Annotated in this window: 23 protein-coding genes; 16 read left to right on the plus strand and 7 right to left on the minus strand. The window is 40.6% G+C overall.

Annotation, left to right across the window (positions count from 1 at the left end; translation table 11 throughout):
* Positions 1 to 16: 16 nt before the first annotated feature.
* The 9 genes from ICL16_RS12885 to ICL16_RS12930 all read left to right on the plus strand — a co-directional run bounded on the left by ICL16_RS12885 (position 17) and on the right by ICL16_RS12930 (position 5,135).
* Complete coding sequence (locus ICL16_RS12885; protein ID WP_190828132.1) at positions 17 to 280, plus strand: hypothetical protein; 264 nt, start codon at positions 17 to 19, stop codon at positions 278 to 280.
* 508 nt (positions 281 to 788) lie between these two features.
* Positions 789 to 1,673 carry an alpha/beta hydrolase gene (locus tag ICL16_RS12890; RefSeq protein ID WP_190828134.1) on the plus strand — a complete coding sequence of 295 codons (885 nt, stop codon included), beginning with the start codon at positions 789 to 791 and terminating at the stop codon, positions 1,671 to 1,673.
* Positions 1,674 to 1,708: 35 nt separating this feature from the next.
* On the plus strand, positions 1,709 to 2,080 hold the full coding sequence (locus tag ICL16_RS44810) for a VOC family protein (protein ID WP_202895526.1): 372 nt from the start codon (positions 1,709 to 1,711) through the stop codon (positions 2,078 to 2,080).
* Between the two features lie 72 nt (positions 2,081 to 2,152).
* Positions 2,153 to 2,569, plus strand: a complete 417-nt coding sequence (locus ICL16_RS12900; protein WP_190828375.1) for an SMP-30/gluconolactonase/LRE family protein — start codon at positions 2,153 to 2,155, stop codon at positions 2,567 to 2,569.
* Between the two features lie 31 nt (positions 2,570 to 2,600).
* Positions 2,601 to 3,107 (plus strand): GMC oxidoreductase, encoded by a 507-nt coding sequence (locus tag ICL16_RS12905; protein ID WP_190828136.1) that lies wholly within the window; start codon positions 2,601 to 2,603, stop codon positions 3,105 to 3,107.
* Complete coding sequence (locus ICL16_RS12910) at positions 3,049 to 3,345, plus strand: GMC oxidoreductase (RefSeq protein ID WP_190828138.1); 297 nt, start codon at positions 3,049 to 3,051, stop codon at positions 3,343 to 3,345. The genes ICL16_RS12905 and ICL16_RS12910 overlap by 59 nt, the downstream gene beginning before the upstream one ends.
* A gap of 116 nt (positions 3,346 to 3,461) precedes the next feature.
* On the plus strand, positions 3,462 to 4,352 hold the full coding sequence (locus tag ICL16_RS12915; protein ID WP_190828140.1) for an aldo/keto reductase: 891 nt from the start codon (positions 3,462 to 3,464) through the stop codon (positions 4,350 to 4,352).
* A 205-nt stretch (positions 4,353 to 4,557) separates the two neighbouring features.
* Positions 4,558 to 4,839, plus strand: coding sequence for a type II toxin-antitoxin system ParD family antitoxin (locus tag ICL16_RS12925; RefSeq protein ID WP_190828143.1), 282 nt, complete (start codon positions 4,558 to 4,560; stop codon positions 4,837 to 4,839).
* Between the two features lie 5 nt (positions 4,840 to 4,844).
* On the plus strand, positions 4,845 to 5,135 hold the full coding sequence (locus ICL16_RS12930) for a type II toxin-antitoxin system RelE/ParE family toxin (RefSeq protein WP_190828145.1): 291 nt from the start codon (positions 4,845 to 4,847) through the stop codon (positions 5,133 to 5,135).
* A 55-nt stretch (positions 5,136 to 5,190) separates the two neighbouring features.
* Here the strand turns inward: ICL16_RS12930 and ICL16_RS12935 are convergent, their stop codons facing one another.
* The 7 genes from ICL16_RS12935 to fdxB all read right to left on the minus strand — a co-directional run bounded on the left by ICL16_RS12935 (position 5,191) and on the right by fdxB (position 11,152).
* A complete protein-coding gene (locus ICL16_RS12935; RefSeq protein ID WP_190828147.1) occupies positions 5,191 to 5,664 on the minus strand; it encodes an ArsC/Spx/MgsR family protein in 474 nt (157 codons plus the stop codon).
* Positions 5,665 to 5,684: 20 nt separating this feature from the next.
* Positions 5,685 to 6,296: a cysteine dioxygenase family protein gene (locus tag ICL16_RS12940; protein WP_190828149.1), complete on the minus strand. Its 612-nt coding sequence runs from the start codon at positions 6,294 to 6,296 to the stop codon at positions 5,685 to 5,687.
* Between the two features lie 53 nt (positions 6,297 to 6,349).
* Positions 6,350 to 6,832, minus strand: a complete 483-nt coding sequence (locus ICL16_RS12945; RefSeq protein WP_190828151.1) for a hypothetical protein — start codon at positions 6,830 to 6,832, stop codon at positions 6,350 to 6,352.
* Between the two features lie 61 nt (positions 6,833 to 6,893).
* Positions 6,894 to 7,514, minus strand: coding sequence for a cytochrome c oxidase subunit 3 (locus tag ICL16_RS12950; protein WP_202895528.1), 621 nt, complete (start codon positions 7,512 to 7,514; stop codon positions 6,894 to 6,896).
* Between the two features lie 114 nt (positions 7,515 to 7,628).
* Positions 7,629 to 9,326, minus strand: a complete 1,698-nt coding sequence (ctaD, locus tag ICL16_RS12955; protein ID WP_190828153.1) for a cytochrome c oxidase subunit I — start codon at positions 9,324 to 9,326, stop codon at positions 7,629 to 7,631.
* Between the two features lie 62 nt (positions 9,327 to 9,388).
* Positions 9,389 to 10,390: a cytochrome c oxidase subunit II gene (locus ICL16_RS12960; protein ID WP_190828155.1), complete on the minus strand. Its 1,002-nt coding sequence runs from the start codon at positions 10,388 to 10,390 to the stop codon at positions 9,389 to 9,391.
* Positions 10,391 to 10,858: 468 nt separating this feature from the next.
* Entirely contained in the window at positions 10,859 to 11,152 is a 294-nt protein-coding gene (fdxB, locus tag ICL16_RS12965) for a ferredoxin III, nif-specific (RefSeq protein ID WP_190828157.1), read from the minus strand.
* Between the two features lie 756 nt (positions 11,153 to 11,908).
* On the opposite strand from fdxB, the gene ICL16_RS12970 reads away from it, so the two are divergent.
* The 7 genes from ICL16_RS12970 (at position 11,909) to ICL16_RS13000 (ending at position 24,750) form a co-directional block, all read left to right on the plus strand.
* Complete coding sequence (locus ICL16_RS12970; protein ID WP_190828159.1) at positions 11,909 to 13,492, plus strand: helix-turn-helix domain-containing protein; 1,584 nt, start codon at positions 11,909 to 11,911, stop codon at positions 13,490 to 13,492.
* 140 nt (positions 13,493 to 13,632) lie between these two features.
* Positions 13,633 to 13,875 (plus strand): hypothetical protein, encoded by a 243-nt coding sequence (locus ICL16_RS12975; protein ID WP_190828161.1) that lies wholly within the window; start codon positions 13,633 to 13,635, stop codon positions 13,873 to 13,875.
* Positions 13,872 to 14,261, plus strand: coding sequence for a type II toxin-antitoxin system VapC family toxin (locus ICL16_RS12980; RefSeq protein WP_190828163.1), 390 nt, complete (start codon positions 13,872 to 13,874; stop codon positions 14,259 to 14,261). Before ICL16_RS12975 ends, ICL16_RS12980 begins: the two co-directional genes overlap by 4 nt.
* A 92-nt stretch (positions 14,262 to 14,353) precedes the next feature.
* Complete coding sequence (locus tag ICL16_RS12985; RefSeq protein WP_190828165.1) at positions 14,354 to 14,593, plus strand: hypothetical protein; 240 nt, start codon at positions 14,354 to 14,356, stop codon at positions 14,591 to 14,593.
* 113 nt (positions 14,594 to 14,706) lie between these two features.
* The gene (locus ICL16_RS12990) at positions 14,707 to 16,014 is read left to right on the plus strand and encodes a P-loop NTPase fold protein (protein WP_190828168.1); all 1,308 of its coding nucleotides are present in this window, start codon (positions 14,707 to 14,709) and stop codon (positions 16,012 to 16,014) included.
* Positions 16,015 to 16,022: 8 nt separating this feature from the next.
* Positions 16,023 to 21,971 carry a WD40 domain-containing protein gene (locus tag ICL16_RS12995; RefSeq protein WP_190828173.1) on the plus strand — a complete coding sequence of 1,983 codons (5,949 nt, stop codon included), beginning with the start codon at positions 16,023 to 16,025 and terminating at the stop codon, positions 21,969 to 21,971.
* Between the two features lie 1,468 nt (positions 21,972 to 23,439).
* On the plus strand, positions 23,440 to 24,750 hold the full coding sequence (locus tag ICL16_RS13000) for a nucleotide sugar dehydrogenase (RefSeq protein WP_190828177.1): 1,311 nt from the start codon (positions 23,440 to 23,442) through the stop codon (positions 24,748 to 24,750).
* Positions 24,751 to 24,887 lie beyond the last annotated feature (137 nt).

Here is a 24,887-nt window from a genome sequence, read left to right on the forward strand (position 1 = left end):
AATCGGCTAGATAGATATGAATTCAAGCTCTCAAGATCATGCGATCGCTTCTCCTGAGTACAGGGAATTTATGGAAGAGTACTATAAATTTATTACTTATTCTACACAAGTCTCACAGATTTGTGTAGTCCCAAAAACTTTAAAAAGGGGAAATAGTTCTGCCGTTTCTTTGTCCTTAAAGGCTGTAGAGATGCACTTAGCAGCTGTAAACTCCTACGCACGGCTTGTAGCAATTTATAATCAGCTTTTTCAAAAGTACTGGAACGATATCCACGGGTAAAGTTTTGAGCGCAATTTAAACATTTGACTGCTTCTTGTGATAAAAGTAGCCTTGTTCAGATTACTTTCGCTGATCAAAGTATAGTTAGTTTCTAAGCATATGACATCTTTTTTTACTCCAACTATGATTGGACTGATACTTATAATTATTGGCGTGATTGCTGGGATTGCTGGTAGTTTAAGAGTTAGCAATCTCGAACTAAATTGGAGAACAAAAAGCGGACGTATTACATTAATTTTTTCTGTGTTGCATATTCTGGGAGGTTTAGTGTTGATATTCATCAGTCTTTTGAGGTGATATATAACGATGAAGAGATAATTGGCTTATTACTTATGGATGATTGAAGCACACTCAGGCACAAATGTATTCTGACAACAGAATTTAGGTTGATGTAGCCTCATGTCAACTCACGCGCCTATAACCGCTCAACTTCTAACCGCATCTGCGCCGACTATTCTCAGCCGAGCTACAGACAGTGCCACATCTGGGCAGTGGAACGGTGTAAGGCTTGAATATTCGCAACAGCAGCCGGATGAATCCATTTACAAATTTAACTTCTACACCAGATGATTTTAATGAGAGTCTAAAATATCCGGCACTCATCGTTGAAGGTTCTGTTACTTCTGTTAAGGAAATGATGGCGGGTACGTATGCCAAGTTATTAGCGGAAAAAGGCTTTATTACCCTTGCGTTTGATTATGCTAGTTATGGTGAAAGCGAAGGACTTCCCCGCCAAAATGAATCAATCGAAGGAAAACTGAAAGACTTGCAAGCGGCTGTTTCTTATTTGGAATCTTTGCCTTATGTAGGTGAGATCGGTATGGTGGGTGTTTGTACATCTGGAGGCAATGCCACCTACCTTGCAGCCAAAGATATTCGTGTAAAGGCGGTAGCAACAGTTGCAGGTTGGTTTTCTGAGCCATCTTTAGCGCCTATGTTATTCGGTGGAGCGGAAGGCGTGGCTAAACATAGAAAAGAAGCGGAAGAAGCTAAAAAGCATTATGAATTGACGGGAGAAAACAAAACTATCCTAATATTCAGTAATGATACCAGCAAGGAAGCTGCTAATTATGGTCCTATGGACTATTACATGGACACTAATCGTGGTGGTGGTATCAAAGAATGGAAAAACGAATTTGCGGTGATGGCGTGGAACGACTGGATGGATTTCGATCCCATCAGCCAAGCCTCAAAAATCAAAATTCCTCTGTTGATGGTTCACTCAGATGGTGCTTTGTTGCCCGAACAAGCTAAAAAGTTTTACAACTTGGTGCAAAGCGAAAAAGAACTTTTCTGGACAGAAGGTTACCACTTTAACTTCTATGATATTGCTCCAGAAGTAATGAGGTCAGTAGATAGAATTGTTCCCTTCATGAAAAAACATTTGTGCTGAAGAATGACGAAGCGATTGAGAAGAGGAGAAATTGTATGATTTTTGCCAAACGAAGCATTCTAAATGTTGTAGCAGCGTTTGTAATGGGTATTGTTTTAGCAACCTGGAGCGTGACTTCAAACACTCCAACTCAAGCCCAAATTAATCCCGCTCAAATACTAGCACAAACTCAATCACCTGCACTCAGTTCATTGCAAGCCGATCACATTATGTTGCGTGTTCCCAACTTTGAGCAAACGATGCAGTGGTACAAACAGAAGTTTGGTTTTAAAGAAGTACTGCGTTGGAAAGAACCAAGCCTTCCTAGTGTTGATCTAGCTTATCTGGAACTCAACGGCTTTCGTCTCGAAATACTCGGCGGTGGTAAGCCGCAACCGAGAAAAGCGATCGCCTCGCTTTCGTGTTAGACAACAACGGTAACGCGATAGAATTTTCTGGACCGATGAAGGGTAAAGCATCTTCTAGCTAGGAGTGTAAGCGTGAATACAGTCCGATTGAAAAAACGTGGTATGTCAGTTTTATTAGTGGCGATCGCTTTCCTGCTCGGATACCAAACCAACGCCGCCTCTGTTCCATCTCAAACCAACCTTGCTCAGTCTACAACAACTACCAAGCAGCCCCAACGGGGAACCCTCGAAGTTGTTGCCGAACTCCCGATTCGCCCGTGGAATCATGCAGTCACCCGTGATGGTCGGATTTTTGCCACCGTATTGATCTATCGGTTTGATTTTGGCGATGATGTTGCCCCTACCTCGAAAGCGCTACCTCAAGATTTAGCCGTCGATGAACGTAACGGATTTGTGTACTTAGCTGATATAGGTACGCAATTACCATCGCCTAGTTTGGTCAGACTCCCTCAGCTTTGGGGAACCAACGTGGCTGCATACAGCAGTTGACTGGGATTACCCAACCGTACCGCAACCCGGATTGGCTAATTGCGTTGTCCGTCAGCCGCGTGGCAAAATGGTGGGCGGCACGAGCAACATGAATGCCATGGCTGCTGTGCCTGGAGTGGGACAAAATCTACACGATCACGTTTTGCTGTCGGTGGTTTTTGATCTTGCCAAACCCGTTCCCTTTCCCCGACCAATTTCGACCCCTGTCGGTCTTTTTTGCAAATCTAATCCTGGCTGGTTGACTCCCGATCTCGAACTGATTTGGATGCCCACAACTTTTGAAATATCAAAAAGCGACGAGTCAGATGGGCTGATGATTGTATTAGCCTTGCAACGTCCACTGTCACGGGGAAGCATTCGGCTGGCGAGCGCCAATCCTCTGGATGCGACCTTAGTCGATCCCAACTACTTCGCCGCTCAGTCTGATTTAGACCGACTTGTACAAGGAGTTCGGATTGCTCGTCAAGTCTTTGCATCTAGTGCGATCGCTCCTTTACCCAAGGAGCGATCGCACTCCTGGAACTACGGCACAAACTGATGCAGAACTGAGAGAAACCATTCGGCAACAGGCGATCTCCCAGTGGCATCCTGCTGGTTCATGCCGTATGGGTTTAGACGATTTAGCAGCCGTCGATCCCGAACTCAGAGTACATAATGTAGAAGGTTTACGAGTTGTGGATACAAGCGTGATGCCTTCGGTCGTAGGCTGCCACTCTCAAGCGGCAGTCATGATGATTGCTGAAAGAGCTTCAGATTTGAGTGAAGCAACTTATTGACAACATTTATGCGTTTTAGAAATTTATGACAAGCTCGATCGATTTTGATCAACACGCTTACCTCACTTGCGGAAACAATTAACTAACCATCCACACATTTCAAAAGAAATAACCCTATGACTGACAATACTGTACAAATCAACGCTTCTTTCGTGAACACTTTCAACATAGGAGGTGATTTAAAAGTTAACCGTTTGGGTTATGGTGCAATGCGTTTAACCGGACAGCCGGGAAATTTTGGTCCCTATCCTGACTGGGAAAGCGGTGAGAAACTCCTACGCCGTGCAGTGGAGTTAGGTGTAAACTTTATTGACACAGCCGAAGCTTACGGTCCGGGTTTCAACGAAGAGTTAATTGCTTCAGCGTTGCATCCTTACAAAAACGGTGTATTTATTGCTACTAAAGGTGGTATTATCAAAACTGCGCCGGACGATATTCGACCGGATGGCAGACCGGAGAACTTGCGGCGTGGTTGTGAAGCCAGCTTACAACGGCTAAAAGTTGACCGCATAGATTTATACCAACTACATCGCCCAGACCCAAATGTGCCGTTTGTCGAGTCCGTAGGAATGCTGGTAGAATTACAAAAAGAAGGCAAGATACGTCACATCGGATTATCCAACGTTACCACCGAGCAAATTGAAGCAGCGCGTGACATCGCCAATATTGCTTCGGTACAAAATCGCTTAAACTTGGCAGAACGCACTGGCGAAGATGTTCTAGATTACTGCACCAAACACGGGATTGCATTTATTCCTTATGGTCCTTTAGGAGCAAATCCCCTCAAACATGGTGCGCCACTAGCTTCCGATGAAGGAACGCTGGCAGAAATTGCCCGTCAACGTGATGTTAAATCCAGTCAAATTGCGTTGGCGTGGATGCTGCACCGTGCTAACAACATTGTTGTAATTCCTGGAACTACAACTATTGCCCACCTCGAAGAAAACATTGCTGCTGCCTCAATTGTACTAACACAACAAGAGATTGAAATGTTAAATCAGATTTAGGCAGTAAGCCGTGAGACAACTGATAGTACACAAACGCCTTGCTCTTAGTTATTGAAATCTATACAGAGCAAGGTTTTTTAGTGTTCGTGCGCGAACGTAATCGAAATCTACTTCGCGGCGATCGCCTACAAGTTGGGCGCAAGTTAGTTTCACTTTGATTTTGGTAGGAATCTTTGCTACTTTAGAGTAAAAAGGAAGAAAAGCCATGCCAAAAGTTGAAAAAATCAGCATTGCTCTGACGCCAGAAATGGCAGAGTTTGTTCGTGAAGCTGTGGAATCGGGCGAGTATGCCAGCAGCAGTGAGGTGATCCGTGAAGCACTGCGCGATTGGAAACTCAAACGCCTGCTTCAAGTGCAAAATATTGATGAACTGCGCCGCCTTTGGCATGAAGGTATCGAAAGTGGTGCTGGGCAATATGCGGATATAGAAGCCATCAAGCAGGAAGCACGCAGACGTAATGGTCAAATTTCGCAAAAGGATGCTTGATTGCCGTGGGATGCTTCACTCGTACTGCCAAAACCGAAGAAGACCTGATTGAAATCTGGACGTATATTGCGGCTGACAATCCGGCTGCTGCCGACAGGTTGCTGGATCAGATAGATGCCAAATGTCAAATGCTTGCTGATAATCCTGGGTTGGGTCAGGCACGCCCTGATATTGCACCACAACTGCGGTATTTTCCTGTCGGGCGCTACCTGATCCTTTATCGTGTAATTAGCGAGGGCATAGAAGTAGTTCGCATCGTGCATGGCGCACGGCATCTACCAGACTTGTTTGGCTAATCTCCTTAATTATTAGGCACAAAAGTTTCTGCTCAAAGGGTTCTACGCGCAACAATTAAGAGTGCTGCTTACAGCCACCACGCTCATGTTCGTGTTTGTGTTCATGACCGTGGGAACAACTTTGCAGATCCTGACTCATTAACTTTTCACTAATTTCTTGAAGAGTCGCATCTTTAGACTTTAAACCAATCCAAGCATCAACTAATTCTATATCGAAACCGACTTCGCGGCGATCGCCTACCTCAATTAAAGGACGGCGAATCAACAGCGGATCTAAAACCATCTGTTGTAAAGCTGTTTCAGCATCTATTGTTTCGGGAACTATCTCACCAGATTTTATCCGTGGCGCAGTGCGGTTAAACCATTCAACTACTGGGCGCGAGCCAAAAAATGAGCGCAAACGTTCAACAGTCCAAGGTTCCGTTAACAAATTGTACGCCAAAACTTCATGACCTGCGGCTGTGAGCAAAGTTTTCTGCTTAGTATTGTTTTTACAGCCTGTTTTTTCATAGAAAATTACTCTTGCCATTGAAGTATCTCCGTTATTATTCAAAAATTCTTAGCAGTATGGGTAACTGAATCAAATTCAAAGCGCTCTTTTTGACGAGTTTCACCATAGACATTAAAAGTAACAGTTGGTTCATCACCTACTGCTTGTACGCTATGAATTGAATCGGAAGTAAAGCTAATAATATCTCCTGGAAATAAAGTTAATTCTCCTGAACGTTCAATTTTGTCCTGAGAATCTGGAAGAGGATTTCGCCGCCAAAAAGTGTTTCTTTCTTGCCCTTTTAACACTGCCACTACACCCCAAGTTCCATGATTGTGAGTTGAAGATTGCGTTCCTGGGGCAAACGTGACTGTTTGCACAGTGAATGGAAAACCTAATTCATCATAAAGAAGTAATACAGAAGTTCCTGTTTTAGAATCAGGTTCCAAATATTGATTTTGCACCCAGTAGGAATTAAGAATTAACCGCCTTACCAGCATCCTAATTTCTGCTAAAATACTGTTTTCGTCTTCAACATCATTAAGAACATCTTCCATCTCAGTTAAAAACCGATATAGACGATAATTATCCCTCAACAAATCCCATACTCTAACAGTTTTACAGGCTTGATACTGCCCGGAACCTGTTACAAGCCAATCTCTACCTTTCATAATTAATTTTAGATTTTAGATTTTGCTTTTTGGCTTAAATTTAAAATTACTTATTATTCTTCAGATTCGTTAGTACGTGTTAAAATATCAAGTAAAATGGTAGAACCAAATTCATTTTTATCATCAATCTCTTTTATATTAGTACTAACTTCTTTAGCTTGCTCTAACTCTCCTAATTTTGCCAGCACCAATCCAGAGGCAGAATAAGCGGTTAAATATAGTCTGATTTTGGGGTCTTCTTTACGCTCAAATAAGATTGGCTTAAGTAGCTCCCACTTATCTGGTAATTCCTCTGATTCTTTTACTTTATTGAGAACTTTCACTGCTGTTTTTAGTGCCATTTTGTAATTATTTTTATAATAAAAGTATCTGTATGCTGCTACCAAAACGTCTGTACAATCTCCTGTTTTGGCTAAAGCTTGGTTAATATAATTTTCTGATGCGGAGGTATTTTCCCAATTTTGCGCAGCTAATATCAATAAGTGTTTGATGTCATCAGGAACTTGAAACCATGAGAGTTTATTTGCATCAATCATAAATACCTCCTTTGTTAATTGCTAATTGCTATTAACAATTAACAATTAACAATTAGCAATTCTAAAACAGAGTGAGAATATACAGCAGGGTGAAGAGAACAATCCAGATGATGTCTACGAAGTGCCAGTAAATTTCTGCCATTTCAATACCAGTGTGTTTGGTGGCAGAATAGTGACCGGGACGACGAGAACGCCACAATACACCTAGAATTAGTAATAGTCCGACAAAAACGTGCAAACCATGAAACCCTGTCATTAAGTAAAAACAGTTGGCAAACACGTTGGTAGTCAAACCATATCCTAAAGTCAAGTACTCAAAAATCTGACCTAATAAGAAAATGGCACCCATTGCAGCGGTAATTTTGTACCACTTGCGCATACCTTGGATATCATTATTCTTAATTGCTGTATCGCCAAAGTGAATGACGAAACTACTGGAAACCAGAATGATAGTGTTAATTGTGGGTAATAATAACTCTACTTCTGTTCCTTCTGGAGGCCAAATTTCATTAGTGCCTCGGAAAAACAAATAAGTGGCAAAAAATCCTCCAAACATCAGGGATTCAGAGATGAGGAATGTTAAAAGTCCCACGACTCGTAAATCTTGATGTTCTTCGTGATGATGTTCTGCACCTGTTGAAGCTACGGTAATAGAGCTGTTAACGTGTTCTGCTGCGTCCATTGTTTACCCTTAAATAAATTTCTGTTGGGAATAGGGAATAGCTAATTGCTCATGGTTAATAGTTGATAGTAATAATTATCAATTAACCATTAACAATTAACCATTACCCATTACTTATGAATTTGCAGTTACAGCTGTGGCATTTTGTGTTCCTTCTACACTATGACCATTTTTGCCATAGTCGTAGGGACCATGAGTAAGGACGGGCAATACTTCCCAGTTTTCAATTGCGGGTGGAGAGGTAGTTGTCCATTCTAGAGTTAAAGCGTTCCAAGGATTATCTCCGGCTTTTGCTCCGGCAATCCAACTCCAGATGATGTTAATGGTGAAGGGTATTACTGATAAACCCAAAATAAAAGCACCAATGGTACAAATCTGATTGAGGGTGGTAAATTGTGGATCGTACATTGCCACTCGTCGGGGCATTCCTTGTAAACCCAACTCGTGCATGGGTAGGAAAGTTAGATTGGTACCGATGAAGGTGAGGAAAAAGTGAACACGTCCCCAAGTTTCATTCAGCATCCGTCCAGTCATTTTGGGGAACCAGTGGTAAATCCCGGCGTAAATACCAAATACGGAACCACCAAATAAGACGTAGTGGAAGTGGGCTACTACATAGTAGGTGTCGTGGATGTGAACATCAAAGGGGGCGGTTCCCATTGTCACACCGCTTAAGCCTCCCATGACAAACATGGATAGTAAGCCAATGGCGAAGAGCATGGCAGTTGTGAAGCGGATTTTACCTCCCCACAGGGTAGCTACCCAGCCGAAAATCTTCACGCCTGTGGGAACGGCAACAATGAGGGTGGAGATGGTGAAGAACATCCGCATCCAACCGGGTGTGCCACTGGTAAACATGTGGTGTACCCACACGAATAATCCCACTACGCAAATTGCCAAGCTAGAATAGGCGATCGCCTTATATCCAAAGATTGGTTTGCGGGCGTGAACTGGAATTACCTCCGACATGATGCCGAAGATGGGCAGAATCATTAAGTAAACTGCTGGGTGGGAATAGAACCAGAACAGGTGCTGGTAAATAACGACGTTACCGCCTGCATCTGGTTTAAAGAAAGAAGTACCAAAGTTGAGATCAAATAACAGTAGCACCAACCCTGCTGCTAACACTGGTGTGGAGAGAAGTGCGAGAACGGAGGTTGCCATAATCGCCCAGCAGAACAATGGTAATTGATCCCATCTCATGCTGGGAATTTTCATCTTCCAGATGGTGATGACAAAGTTCAGCGAACCTAAAATTGAGGAAGTTCCGACTAGGACGATGGCAAGTATCCACAGGCTTTGGGCGGTGTTAGCTGTTACCAGGCTCAAGGGTGGATAGGCAGTCCAACCAGATTGGGAACCGCCGAAGATGAAACTAGCCAACAGCAGTGCGCCTGCGGGTGGGTTTAACCAAAAGGCTACAGCGTTGAGTTTCGGGAAAGCCATATCCCTAGCGCCAACCATCAATGGCACTAGGTAGTTACCAAATCCACCAATCGCACTAGGCACAATCCACAAGAAAATCATGAATGTCCCGTGATTGGTCATGAAAGCATTGTACAGATTTGGATCGAGTACGTCCGCATCTGGTGTTGCTAATTCTGCACGCATGGCGATCGCCATGAGTCCACCGATGAGATAAAATACAAACGCTGTCACTAGGTATTGAATACCAATCACCTTGTGGTCAACATTAAAGGTGAAATAATCGTACCATTTCCAAGCTTTGGGATGCTCGGTATGAGCAACCACCTTGTGTCCTGGTTGATTATCCTCTGGTGGAGTGTTGCTCTTAAGTTCTACCTGCGTCATATTTTGGTCCTTTGTCATTTGTCCAAAGTCATTTGTCCAAAGTCAGAAGTCTTTACCAATGATTAATGACTAATGACTAATGACTGGAGAGTTTCTGAGTTAATTCCCATATCATGGGTGTGGGGTGCGAGATACTCTGATGGGGATAACTCACTTGGGTTGACTGCAACGACTTCTTTGAGTTCTTGCTGTTGTGCAATGCGGTTTTCTTGCAGCCAGCTTTCAAATTCTTCTGGTGTATGAACGATTACTTGCGATCGCATTGAGCCGTGGTAACCACCGCATAATTCTGTACAAACTACCGGGTATGTACCTGGTTTTGTCGCGACAAATCGCAGTTGGGTTGCCATTCCAGGAATTGCATCCTGCTTGAGGCGGAATTGTGGCACCCAGAATGAGTGAATCACGTCTGATGCTTTTAGGTTGAGTTGTACATCAGCGCCAACGGGAACGTGTAATTCTCCAGCATTTACACCGCTATCAGGGTAATCAAATAGCCAAGCAAACTGCATTCCAGTGACGTTGACAACTAAATCAGCCTTTTTACCTTGTTCTTTAGGAGTCGCGCCAAAACCAATCTGAGGAATTGGGGTGGTTGTCTTTGACGCTTCCGTACTAGAGGCATCACTTAAGGTAGCAGCAATAGCGCTTCCTGGCTGAGCTACTTGGGCTGTTTTGTGCGGCAAGTGAGGATGGCTCCCTGGCTCGAATCCTCCCATTTGTTGAAAGACATCAACACTGTAAATGCCCAAGACAAGAACGATGAGCGCTGGAATTGCTGTCCAAAAAACTTCTAGAGGAAGATTGCCCTCAACATCTACTCCATCAGTATCATCCCCTTTGCGGCGACGAAACTGAACTAAGAAAATCAAGATGGTTCCTTCTACCACTAAAAACAAGGCAGTGGCAATGGAAACCATCAGGTTAAAAAATCCGTCTACCAAAGGCGCTTGTTGCGATGCTTGTATCGGTAGTAGATTGTGGTTTTGACCAACCCAGATGCTGATAATTGTAACTAATATTCCAGCAACTAGGGTTAATAGTGAAACAGGAATTTGTTGCATAAATGCCTGCTCTATCAGGTGTGGTTAAAGGTGTGTTTTTCTTTTTTCTTAGCTCAGTATATGCTCTTGATGTATGATCTATTAGCAAGAGAATGGTGTAGTCTGAGCTTAGATTTGTATTTGACAAACAGCTAATAGCTACTCCGTGAAGATTTAGAAACGCGATTAACCGCGTTTGTACTGTAGTTAGTACTTAATAGAACAGTAATGATTAACAACTAACAGTATGCCTCTAGCTATTAGCACATGCGCCTACATTACTAATTTTTAGCGATGATAGTAGAAAATAGGGAAAAATTTTACGATGTTTTAATATATTTTTTCCCAAAGAAAGTAGTCAGAACACAAAACTAAGATTTGCTCAGGAGTTCTGTGTTCTTCCCCTTGTAATCAATTTATTCTTGCTACAGTTGAATATCAGTTAACAGTTACCATTGAAGCGATCGCTTCAATATTGATAATTGAACACTAGTTGTTTAACGCAGCATGAGTGTAGCAGTTTTTCGGACAAATTCTTGCACAAGCCTCACAACCAACACAGTTTTCTGCGTGAGCTACTGTCATCACTTTCTTTTCGATTTCCTCATCGTCTTCATCTTCAACAAATTCACCTTCTTCGTTCATAGCTTTTAATAGCAGCACATTATGTCCGCAAATTTTAAAGCATCTGCCACAACCAATACAGATGTCTTTATCAATTTCTTGAACAAATTTAGGTGTCCAAGTTTTACCGCCAAATGTCAAACCTGTTAATGTTGCCATAAATGTACCTTCTGCAATTTTACCTATTGATATGGTGGTTGCTCTTCTCCTCATACTAGCACAATAAAAATCTTCATTTTTTCAGATTTTTATTTAATTTTTTATTAATCAAAATTCTCTGACTTAGTGGTTAAAATCTTGTTTTTTTGTAATTTAATGAAAGCTTTTACCAATAAAGTAAAAATATATTTTGCTTGAAAAAATTAGGATAGATAATGTATCTCTGAATCAAATATGAGATTTTTTTTCAATTAATTTATCGTTTCTCAAAAAATGTATTTTTTTATACGTAAAATTGATTTTTGATTGTAATTTACGACCTACTCTTACTTTTAGCAAAGTAAATAAATTAACATTTTTATTATAGACGAGAAATATTAATAGTATTAATATTTGCTTCAGATTAAAAAAATCTTCAGAAATGTTAGTAAATAACACTTGATTTTGAAATATATCAAAAATAAAATGTTATGGAAATACTTATTGTTCATTTAGGAAAAAAAATAATTATTAGCTCATACGGAACAAATAGAAAAGAAAATTTATGAAATGTTATAAATAAGAAAAAAGAGTTGGGCTTTGGTTAAATGATTTGAATAGCTTCCAAGTGAATGCGCAGTCAGAAGATGGATGTGGGTAATTAGTACGACAAAAAAAATTTGTGATTGCCTAAATAATGTGGTGATGAGTAGTAGAACACACACATCCAGGGGAACCTTGCCCAGACATCTCAACGAGTCAAGTTGGAATCACCTTATGTCTTATACAATTCCTAACAACAGTTGCGTTGGATGTGACAATTGCCGTCCCCAATGTCCGACAGGTGCAATCAAAATAGAGAACAATGAATACTGGATCGATCCAAGTCTTTGTAATAACTGCGAGGGTTATTACCCTAAACCTCAATGTGTAATTGCTTGCCCAACCAATTCGCCCATACCCTTACAGGTGAAAAGGGGAAGATGTAAAGTTGATTTTAGAGAAGCTACTAGCCTAGATTTATTTTCTAATGGAAAGAACAGTCCATTTGCTTCGGCTATGGTAATTTGGGAAGCTTGCAATGTTTTAGCACAACGAACATCGCTACTTTGGCAAAAAGATCAAGCCGGGTTGTGCTACCGTCGCCAAGTAAACCAAGGGCGGGGTGCTCTAGCCTTTCACATCACCTCTTCACCAAAAGGAAATGTCATTGAGACAGAGCTAAAAGCGATTGAGGCACTTGACATCAGAGCCGCTTGTATCCATTTAATTTTCGCAGCTTATGCTACCACATTAGATCAGCCTTGGGAGCAAGAGTTTACCATTGATGACCGACAAATAGAAAAATATTTGGGTTTAGAAAAACGTAAAGATCTCAACAAAACCACCAAATTAACGTTAATGAAGAACATGGTGCAGCAAGCTTGCTCACTGATGGCTTGTATTGACTGGCCTCAACAAGGTAGAATTAAAGAATTTTCAGTTCAAGAGAGTCGCTTATGGCATCTGCAAGAAATTCAGCATCACTTTCAAGAAGACGACCAAGGGTGCAAATATTTAATTGGGTTAACTTTTAAAGTCAAACCAGGCATTTGGGCGCAGTATTTCTTAAATAAACAAGCATGTAAAGAGCGAAGTGCATACTATCAATATGGCAGTTTGCCCAAAACTTTATTAACTACAATTATGAGTATTTGGCAGCAACATGAAGGAGCGGCACGACTGATGCTGTGGTTGCTGTTTAAAACCAAGATGGGTAAAGAACAACGCATTACAGTTCCTACTTTACTGCGCGTTGCTTACGGTGAAGAGAAAGTCTCCCTTGCTTGCAGGCAACGGGAAGAACGCAAACGACTGCTGCGCACCTTTGAGAATGATTTGGAAGTTCTCAATCATTATGGAATAAAACCAATTTTCGATCCAGTTACTTACCCCCCAGAAATTCAACCTCTATGGGCAAAGTTGATGAATATTCCTGAAGATCCGGACGAGGCGATCGAATTTTGGATTAATGACGCTGGTGGCGACACACGCTTGACAGATACAAGTCCTCGTGGTAAGTGGAATTTATTAATGAATGCTCGGATTCTCTCCTTTGAACTACCACCAGATTGGGAGCAAGCTTCTGAATCTGAGAAAAAGCAGCGCAATACCAAGAACAGAACCTCGTCAAAAAACACAACCAGCTATTTAATGGGCGATCAAATTTTGCAAGCACGCCAAAATCTTAATCTCTCCCAAAGGGAATTGGCAAAACTAGCAGGTAAAAGTCAAAGCTGGATTCGTGATTTGGAAAATGGGCGCTTGAAAGCTAAGTCAGAAGATCAAGCATTGTTACGCAAAGTGCTGGGCATAGCTTAATAGTGATTTTGGATTGGGGGCTGTGGGGAAAATTCTCCCAATTCTCCCCAGTTAGCATATATACCAAGTAATATAGTAGAAAAGTAAATCGCTTCTTGATTAGAGAAGCGCACAGTAGATGCGCTCTTAGGAGTCGAAATATGAACGCTCATAAGATAGAAACCGTTTTAACTGAAGATGGAACTCTGACGCTACAGGAGTTACCTTTTCATGCTGGAGATGCTGTGGAAGTAATTATTCTGGAAACTAAAACTCCACAGCACAAAACTACACCAAAACCCCAATCAGATACAAATCGTTATCCTTTGCACAATACACAGCCATACCGTTATGATGACCCAACAGAACCCGTCGCTTTGGAAGATTGGGAAGTGCTGAAATGATTGTGATTGATACTCATATTTGGGTATGGTGGGTACAAAACGATGCACGACTAACCAATAAACAGCGACAATGGTTACGAGAATACGAATCTGATGGTATTGGAGTCAGTATTGTTTCTTGTTGGGAAGTAGCCAAATTGGTAGAGAAAAATCGGCTAATTTTACCTTTGGCTATTGATAAATGGCTAGAAACAGCTTTGGCTTATCCAGGAGTACAGTTATTAGATTTGACACTACCAATAGTAGTTGATTCAACCCAATTAAGTGGATTTAACAGTGACCCTTTTGACCAAATGATTGTGGCTACAGCCAGATTTTATCAGTGTCCTTTGTTAACTGTTGACGCGAAAATTCTTAAATATCCTAATGTGCAAACTCTCAAATAGATCGTAATTAAATGATCGGTTAGTATTTTTTTGTTTTGTTCGTAGTGAGGACTTCAGTCCTCATCACTTTGAATGCGCTATTGAGTAGACAGATGAAAGCTCATAAGATAGAAACCGTTTTAACTGAAGATGGAATTCTGACACTACAGGGTTTACCTTTTCATGCTGGGGATGCTATAGAAGTGATTATTATAGAAACTAAAACTCCACAGCACAAAACTACACCGAACCTACAATCAGATACAAATCTTTATCCTTTACATGGTAAAGTATACCGTTATGATGACCCAACAGCACCAGTCGCTTTGGAAGATTGGGAATTCCTGCAATGATTGTACTTGACACTCAGATTAAATGCTAAGGCAGAAATTGCTTAGATATTTTTTCGGAACACATAACAAGGCTAGTGTATATACTAGGGGTAAGCCTTGTTACGATGTTCTTTATGGAACTGGATTTGCAAAAGTTTTATCAAGCTTGTAACCCCAGCAAGACCTTGGTAGTGAGCAATCCCCTGGATCGGCAATACTATATCGATTTTGCCTCAGTGCGGGGAGGTAGGATTATTGAAGAATTAAAGGAAAATATTACATTTTTTTCACCTGATGAGCCGACGTGTGAACTGTTTACAGGACATATCGGCTGCGGTAAATCTACAGAACTATTGCGCCTGAAAGTAGAATTAGAGGAAAAAGACTTTCATGTAGTTTATTTCGAGTCCAGTCAAGATTTGGAAATGAGTGATGTGGATATCGCTGATATAATGCTAGCGATTGCCCATCAAGTCAGTGAAAGTCTTGAGAGCCAAGAAATATTACAACTCAGCGAACCTAAAGGTTTGAAAAGCTTACTGCTGGGTATCGCCAAACTATTTCAGGTAGAATTGGAGGTATCTGCTGAAGCAAAACTTCCGTTAGGTATTGGCAAGATTACAGCTAAGGCAAAAGACAGCCCAGAACTCCGTAATAAGTTAAGAGAATATCTCGGTCCGCGCACCAAAGGAATTTTAGATGCAATTAATGAGGAACTGCTGCAACCCGCTACCGAGAAACTAAAGCAACGGGGCAAAAAAGGACTAGTGGTAATTGTCGATAATCTTGATCGCGTGGAAAGTTCTCAGAAACCTTGGGGACGATCGCAACCAGAATATCTCTTTGTAGATCGGGGCGAACAGTTACGTCAACTTAAATGCCATGTAGTTTACACTATGCCCCTATCGTTGAGGTTCTCCAATGATATTGAAAGATTAACCCAAAGATTTATGGTCAACCCCAAGGTACTGCCGATGGTACCCGTGCAACAACGGGGTGGTATTGTCTGTGTGGAGGGGATGTATCTACTTAAACAGATGGTGCTAGCGAGAGCCTTCCCATTAATGCCCGAAGAGTACCGATTCGATTTAATTACAAAGGTTTTCGATAGTCCAGAAACTTTAGAGCGATTGTGTCGTGTCAGTGGTGGTCACGTCCGCGAGTTACTAATGTTACTTTACGATTGGATTAAAAAAGAACGCCGACTACCCCTTTCCAAAAACATCTTGGAAAATGTGATTAAATTCCGGTGCAATCAAATGAAGTTGGCAATTACAGACTTAGAGTGGGAATTGCTACGCCAAGTGGCAAAAGATAAGCAGGTGCGGGGAGACGAAGACTATCGCAGTTTAGTTCACAGTCGATTTGTGTACGAATATTGTGATAGCGAGGGATCTTGGTTTGATATCAATCCGATTTTGGCAGAAGCCGCAGAATTTTAACAGGAAAAATGAATCAGGCACTTCAACCACAAGATACCACAGCTTTTAACGAAAATTCCCTACAGGAGTTGAGTTGGGCGATTGAAAGTTCCAACGGAGAATTTTCGCTGATTCTGGCGCACTGTAATTCGGCAAGTTTGCAGCGCCGCCTGATGCAAAGATTGCTTGAATCTGTGAGAGTAGAAATCCGCTCGCTACTTCTGGATAAATCCGTCAAAACTCTCTACACAACAATTCAAGCTGAACTAGGCGATGAGCATCCCCAGGCTTTAGTAGTTTCTGGCTTAGAGTCTGTAAAGACGATTGATTCTTTACTCAAGGGTGCAAACCAAGTACGGGAAGAATTTCGCAAAAATTTTCCCTTCCCAGTAGTGTTGTGGGTAACAGACGAAGTACTGCAAAAGCTGATTCGCTTAGCGCAAGATCTTCAAAGTTGGACGACAACAGTTAAGTTTGCCATCCCTACCGATGATTTAATTCAATATATTCAGCAAACCGCTGATGAAGTTTTTGCCAAAGTTTTAGCAGTAGGAGCAGGCAGATTTCTCGATAACACCGTCCTTAATTTGGGAATTGGCTCCCCACGACGTACAGAATTAGAGTTAGCACGGGTGGAACTGCAAAATCGCGGTGTAGTATTGCACCCAGAAATAGAAGCAAGTTTAGAGTTCGTCTTAGGTCGAGATGCTCATAGCTCAATGGAGCAGTCTCGGCAACATTACGAACGCAGTTTAGCACTTTTGCCCACTTCCCACTCTCCCCTGCCAAAATTTCTAGAGCAACGCGCCTGTCTACTTTACTGCATGGGTTTGTGGTGGCGTACTTACGCCGTGCTGCATCACACCGAAAGCGATCGCGCTCGTGAAGAAGCCAAAGATTATTTTCAGGAATGTATAACCGTATTCGAGCAAGCCGGAAGGGAAGATTTAGTAGCTAATTTTATCAATGGTTTGGGAGCAGTACTACAACGCCTCCAGCATTGGGATGAGTTAGAAGCGGTGGCAAAAAGAGCAATAACTCTGCATCATACCTATCCGCATCAGTTTAGATTAGCAAGAGCCTATGGCTTTCTGGCTGAGGTAGAAATCGCCAAATCTGCTTGGATAGAAGCTCAAAATGCGGCACAACAAGCACTCTTAGTTTTAGATAATGCCGCATCCGCAGCCGAAAATTCTGTATCATCGGAGACAATTGCCGATTTGGAATGGGAGCAGGCGTCTCATCGTGGTTGGTATTTGTTTGCTTTAGCAAGGACGCAGTTGGCACTAGGGGAGAATAAAGAAGCGATCGCCTGCTTAGAAACTGCCAAAGCACAAACCAAACAGCAGTACGATCCAGAGCTTTACATTTGGATTTTGCAGGAGTTACGTAACAGTTACTTTGAACAAGGTGAATATCTTAAAGCATTTAATCTTAAACTTGAACAGCGAGCGAGCGAGCAAAAGTATGGTTTCCGTGCTTTTATTGGTGCGGGAAGGTTGCAGCCAAAGCAACAGGTGAAAAATCCCGCTTTAGCACTGGTAGAACAGGAAGAAACAGTAGCTCAAGAAATCGCCGCTACGGGAAGAGAACAAGATGTTAAGCGTCTCGTCGAACGTATGGGTTGTGCCGATCGCAAACTGACGATTATTTACGGGCAGTCTGGTGTAGGCAAGAGTTCGATTTTGCAAGCTGGTTTAATACCAGCACTGCAACACAAAGCGATCGGCACTCGTGATGTTGTACCTGTTTTGCAGCAAGTTTATCCCGATTGGATTCGGGAACTGGGCGATCGTTTAAGTGAGGCTATTGCACCTTGGCAAAACTCTATACTGGAGGGAGTAGGGAGTGGAACCAGCGCTATCCTCAACCAATTGCGCACAAACGCTGACAACGAACTCCTGACAGTTTTAATCTTCGATCAATTTGAAGAATTTTTCTTTGTTTATAAAGATCCAAAACAAAGGCTAACTTTTTATAACTTTTTACGGGAATGTTTGGATGTTGCCCACGTTAGAGTCATCCTGTCATTAAGAGAAGATTACTTATATTATCTGTTAGAGTGTAACGAGCGCCTCACAAATTTAGAAGTCATTAACAATAACATTCTGGACAAAGATATTCTTTATTACTTGGGTAATTTTTCCCGCTCAGACACCAAAGCATTAATTCAAAGCTTTACTCAAACAACCCGATTGTTTTTAGAGCCATCACTAATAGATCAATTAGTAGAAGATTTAGCCGGAGATTTTGGCGAAATCCGTCCGATTGAGTTGCAGGTAGTGGGGACACAATTGCAAACCGAGAAAATTACTAAGCTAGAAAAATATCGAGAAAAAGGTCCCAAGGAAAAGTTGGTAGAGCGATTTCTCGAAGAAGTTGTCAAAGATTGCGGCGGTGAAAATGCGCAGATTGCTAACTTAGTATTGTACTTGCTTACAGATGAAAATAACACTCGCCCCCTCAAAACTCGTGCTGATTTGGAATTAGAACTAGAGGTAAAACCTGACAAACTCGATTTAGTTTTACTTATTTTAGTCAAATCAGGATTGGTATTTAAAGTGCCAGCAATTCCTACCGATCGCTATCAACTGGTACACGATTATTTAGTCCCATTTGTTCGCCAACAACAATCAGAGAAATTAATTGCCGAACTAGAAAAGGAGAGAGAGCAACGCAAGCTAACAGAAGCAAAGCTCCTGAAGGTGACGCAAAGGCAATTGCGAGATGCGCGTCGGGCAACCTTAACCTTAGTATCATTATTGCTCTTAATCAGTGGAGTTGCCACCATCGCAACATTAATAGGGATAAACACATACATCTCCAATCTCACTTACGCTTCAAAAAGTAAAACACAGCTTGATCAGTTGGTATCTGCTCTCCAAGCAGGAAAACTACTGAAACAGTACTCTCTTGGTGCAGTAACTGATACTCAGTTGTTGACTGTTAGCCAATTGAATAATGCAGTTAATGAACTTAAAGAGCGCAATCGTTTGGAGGGACATTCTAGTAGTATCACCTTTGTTACTTTCAGTTCCGACGGGAAGATGATAGCGACAGCGAGTGAGGATAAAACTGCAAAAATATGGAGCATTAATGGTAAAGAAATCAAAACTTTAAAGCACACTGATAGCGTCACCAGTGTCACTTTTAGTTCTGATGATAAGTGGATAGCAACAGCTAGTAAAGATAAAACAGCGAAAATATGGAGTAATAATGGCAAGGAAATCAGGGAAATCACTTCCTTGAGGCATAAAGATACCGTCACTAGTGTTGCATTTAACCCTGATAGTAAGATGCTTGCTACAGGAAGTAAGGACAAAACTGTGAAACTTTGGAGTCTGAATGGTAGAGAAATTAAATCTTTGCCACACAGCGCTCGCATTATCAGTGTCAGTTTCAGTCCTGATGGTAAAATAATTGCTGCAGCAGGTAAAGACGACAAAGTGAAACTTTGGAGCAGTGATGGTAAAGAGATTGGAACCATCAATAACTATGGAACTCTCAGCATGAGTTTCAAATCCGATGGAAAAACCCTGATGTTTGCCAATAAAGATGGAACTGTGAAGTACTATTCTTTTGATGGCAAACTAATTAAAACTTTTAGGGATAAAAATTATAATACTTATAATTTCGCTTGGATGAGTATCAGTTCTGACGGTAAGCAAGTTGCTGGTATTACGACAAAAATAGTGCCGCCCACCCTAAGCATAGTAAAGACAACAAGTGACGGCAGGCAACGGTTCGACATAGATCAACCAGGACACAGGGACGATATCACTTACCTCAGTTTAAGTTCTGATGGTAAACTTCTGGCTTCAGCTAGTAAAGATAATACTGTAAAACTCTGGAGCATCGAAAGAGAAGATTTCAGTGATATAGGCAGCAGAACTGAGTTTAGCCCCGATCATCAAACTATTGCTGCTAGTGTTGGTAATAACAAGGTAAAACTCTGGCGACGTGATGGCACTTTATTTCAAACTTTTCCGGGAGACGGTTCGCTTCTAAGTTTCAGTCCCGACAGTAAAAGTCTGATTACAGGTAGTGCTAATGACTTAGTGAATATTTGGGATTTTGAGAGTAGAAAAATCAAAACTTTGCCAGGATTTAGTAATAGAATCACCAGCCTTGGTATTAGTCCTAATGGCAAAATTATTGCCGCTGCTAGTCTAGATAACACTGTGCATCTCTGGAAAAGTGATGGTACTCCAATTAAAACCTTTTCTGGGCATAATGATACAATCACAAGCATTAGTTTCAGTCCTAATAACGAGATAATTGCTACGGTTGGTAATGACAATGTAGTAAAACTTTGGCAGAGTGACGGTACTCCGCTCAAAACCTTGCTAGGGCATACTAATCAAATTAACGAAGTTATTTTCAGTCCTGATAGTGAGATGATTGCTACTATTGGTGATGACAACTTAGTAAAGCTTTGGAAAAGTGACGGCACTCTAATCAAAACCTTATTTGGACATCCTGATGCAATTACAAGTGTCAAGTTCAGCCCTAATAGCCAGATTATTGCCTCAATCAGTCAGGGTGATAATGGTAAAAACAGCGAGATCAGACTTTGGCAGAGCAATGGTAATTCGATAGGGCAGCCTATATATAACTATGGCATTGAAAGCATTACTTTTAGTCATGACAGCAATATTGTTGCCTCTATTAATAGTGACAATACTGTTAAACTCTGGAAACTTGACGGTCAATTAAGAGCTACTTTGAGAGGACATCAAGATAAAATAAATGAACTGAGTTTCAGTCCTGATGGCAAAACCATTGCTACTGCAAGTGATGACAACACCGTAAAACTTTGGGATTTGACTGGAAAAGAAATTATAACTTTCGGGGAACATAGCGATAAAGTTAAGAGCTTTAGTTTCAGTCCTGACGGCAAAAAAATTGTCTCTGCCAGTAATGACAAAACTGTGAAAATCTGGAACAGCAGTAATGGCAAGGAAATCAAAACATTCCCCCCTTTACAAGTTGAGCGTGGTCAAGTTCTTAGTGTCAAGTTCAGCACTGATGGCAAAATTATCGCTTCTGTAGGTCCTGCTGATAAGCAGTCTAGTAGATACAACTACATAGTGAAACTTTGGAGCAGTAACGGCAAGCAAGAAATACAAACTCTTCAAGGGCATAGTAATGGAGTTAATAACTTCAGTTTTAGTGATAATGGCAGGACAGTTGCTTTTGTCAGAAAAGAAGATGCTTTAAAACTTTGGAGTATTAATGGGAATTTGCTTGCTACCCTTAAGGGACATAGTGACTGGATTAATAGTGTAAGTTTCAGTCCTGATGGGAAGATGATTGCTTCTGCCAGTGATGACACAACGGTTAAACTTTGGAGTAGTGATGGTAAGGAAATAAAAACATTAAGAGATCATAGCGAGAAGGTTAACAGCGTCAGTTTCAGCCCTGATGGTGATACAATCGCCTCTGCGAGTGCCGACAAAACTGTGAAACTATGGAACCACGAAGGTATATTCATAAAAGATATCGTTGGGAGTGATAGTATAACCAGCATCACCTTTAGCCAAGATGGTCATAAGATAGCCACACTTAGTAGTGATAGTAAAATAAAACTACTACGGAGTTGGAACGGTCAAGAACTTAAAACTCTCGAAGGATACCCTTCTGGGTATAACAGCTTGAGTTTCAGCCCTGATGGAAATATGCTAGCTTTTCCCTCCTATGATAAGCGTGTAACTACATATCTTCTCAACCCGATTTGGTTTAAAGAGTCAGCCGATTTTATTAGTAGCTATCCACTGAGTAATGTTAATTTTAGTTCTGACAGCAAGGCTATAGCTGTCGCTGGTAACAATAAAGTACTAATCTGGGATTTTTTGAATTTAGATAACCTTTTAGTGCAAGGTTGTAATCAGGCGCGTGATTATCTCAAAAATAATCCCAAAGTCAAAGACAGCGATCGCACTCTCTGCGACGACATCAGCACCCAAAGCGTGAAGTAACTTGCTAGTTTGAAAAAATCCGTGCGATCGCTGCTTAATCTTAATTCACCTGGACATAGCGCTCTATTCATCCACCAAGAGCGAATGATAGACGGCAAGATGCTCTAGAGATGTGCTTGGTACTAACTTCACCTGGGCGATCACTAATTCTTATTTTAAAAAAAGAGGTATAACTAAAATAAGATTCTAAATTCAAAGTCTTATTTCACTAGAGTGAAATAAGAGTCGCATCTAAGTCAGTATTTTTTTGTTTTGTTCGTAGTAAGGACTTAAGTCCTCATCACTTTGAATAGTCAATCTTAATGGACTTGAGCTATTAACTCTGAGTTTCAATAGGCGCTCATTTTTACTGATGGGAATGACAAATTAAAAGTGTGTAATTATACTGTTATAGACACAGATTATACATGATTATAATTTGGCAATATATTTTGTTTTTTTTGTATTACATGACTACAAAAATTAGAAATATGAATTAACAATTAAGTTACCTTCATAATTTTTTTATGTATAAAAATTAACTATTTTATAATTTACACCTTACTTCTTTAAAAGAAATAAAATACTACTAGTAGTGTTCTGCATACTTATTTAGCAAAAGTAAACTTTTTAAGTAAAAATTCTAATCGTATGTATTTTTTAGTACTTGAATTATAAATATTGTGAAGTCAATCAGTATATTGACTGACATCATTTTTAAAGTTTAGATATAGTTAAGTAAATTTGACATCTAATGTGGTACTATTAGTAATAAATGCAGTATGAAATTAGACAAGAAACTGGGGTAAATCAGCCACAGAAATTAATCACAGGAGTGGTATAAGCAATGTGTAGTTTTACTACAATAAAATTTGGTGAAGAACAACATAGATAGAATGTTGAGACTGATGACGCTATTAGTGTTGTACACCACAATTGTTTGTGCTATGTTATGTACTAGTTCAGTTAGTCATACAGTAAAAATTGTCAATGAACTAACACAAACGCACACAAAGTATTTCAGGCTAAGAAATTTAATAGTGTCTGGTTAATTAAGGAGATGGGCTTTGATGGTTATTTTGATCTCGGTCCCTCCAGCGCAAGCTTCCTTTGTGGAAGCTCGAATTAAGCAGCTAGGTGTATCTGCTTGATAATTAAATTTGCTTAATGATTTCAATTTTATATTGTGTTTGCACCTTTTTTTATAAATGCATCTATCAATGGACATAAAATGCAGTCTCATGATTAAACAACAGGAGCGAATCTGCATTTATAGAGGCACACAATATATCAATGGATGAGACACTACCCCAAAACCATTGACAACTCATGGGAAAAGCATTTATAAATCATGCGTACATATCGCTGGTTAATAGTTAACAGTTAACTGTCACTACTAGTTATCAATGCTGGAAAAAACACAGAAGTTAATATGATGACTTCTGTGTTTTCAACTGCCATAAATTTTTTCTGATTCAGGTGATTTAATATGTTACTTAAAGATCTGAAAAACAAAATCGAAAATAAAACTGCAAAAGTTGGCATTATTGGGCTTGGATATGTAGGCTTACCAATCTTAGTAGCTTTTGCCAAAAAAGGCTTTTCTGTTGTAGGATTTGATATTGACAAGCACAAAGTTAACCAGATTACACAAGGTAATTCATATATCAGGCATATCCCTTCAGAAGATTTAAGTAATGACTTAATCAGTGCTACTAGTGATATGGCTCTTTTGCGAGAAATGGATGCAATTATTATTTGCGTTCCTACTCCTCTCGATACACACAAAGAACCTGATTTAACTTATGTGATTGAAACAACTTATGCGATCGCACATCAGTTAAGAATCGGACAGCTTGTTGTTTTAGAAAGTACGACTTACCCAGGTACTACACAAGAAATTATGTTGCCTATTCTGGCTCGTACTGGTTTAATAGTTGGTGAAGAGTTTTCACTTGCTTATTCTCCAGAACGTGAAGATCCAGCTAATGGAAAATATTCTTTAGTCAATGTACCAAAAGTAGTGGGAGGAACCACACCTGTTTGCCTTGAGCTTGCTCAAACACTCTACGACCAGATTATTATTAAAACAGTGCCAGTATCTTCAACTCAAACTGCCGAGGCTACTAAGATTTTAGAAAACATTTACCGGGCTGTAAATATTGCCTTGGTTAATGAATTAAAGATTTTATTTCAAAAGATGAATATAGATATTTGGGAAGTGATAGAAGCAGCTAAAACCAAACCATTTGGTTTTCATGCATTTTATCCAGGTCCTGGTTGGGGTGGGCATTGTATTCCAATTGATCCATTTTATTTGACTTGGAAAGCCAAGGAATATGATATAAGTTTACGGTTTATTGAGTTGGCAGGTGAAGTTAACACTTTCATGCCTAACTATGTGGTAGAGCAATTAATGTACTCGCTTAATAACCACGCCAAGCCTTTAAAAAACTCTCGCATTTTAATTTTAGGAGTTGCTTATAAGAAAAACGTAGACGATCAACGAGAAAGTCCCTCTTTGAAAATCATTCAACTTTTAAAACGACACGGAGCGCATGTTGAATATCACGATCCATATGCTCCTACTTGCTCCAATCATCGTCATTATCCAGAAATAAACATGAAGTCTTGCCCATTAACCAAGGAAAATTTACATAGTTTTGATGCGGTAATTATTGCCACAGATCACGATAATGTAGATTACCAGTTGGTGGCAGAACATTCATCTTTGATAATTGACACTAGAAATGTTTTAGCAGGATTAGGATTAAAAACTGCGAATACTGTTAGTGCTTAAAGGGATAAACCCCCCAACCCCCCTTTGAAGGGGGGCTTTATTTCCACCGGGGCTTTATTTCCACCGGGGTTTTATTCCCCCCTTGGAAAGGGGGGCTAGGGGGGTTTAACAATGTGAACAATATTGGTCAAACAATT

The sequence above is a fragment of the Iningainema tapete BLCC-T55 genome, from assembly GCF_014698965.1.
GTDB lineage: Bacteria > Cyanobacteriota > Cyanobacteriia > Cyanobacteriales > Nostocaceae > Iningainema > Iningainema tapete.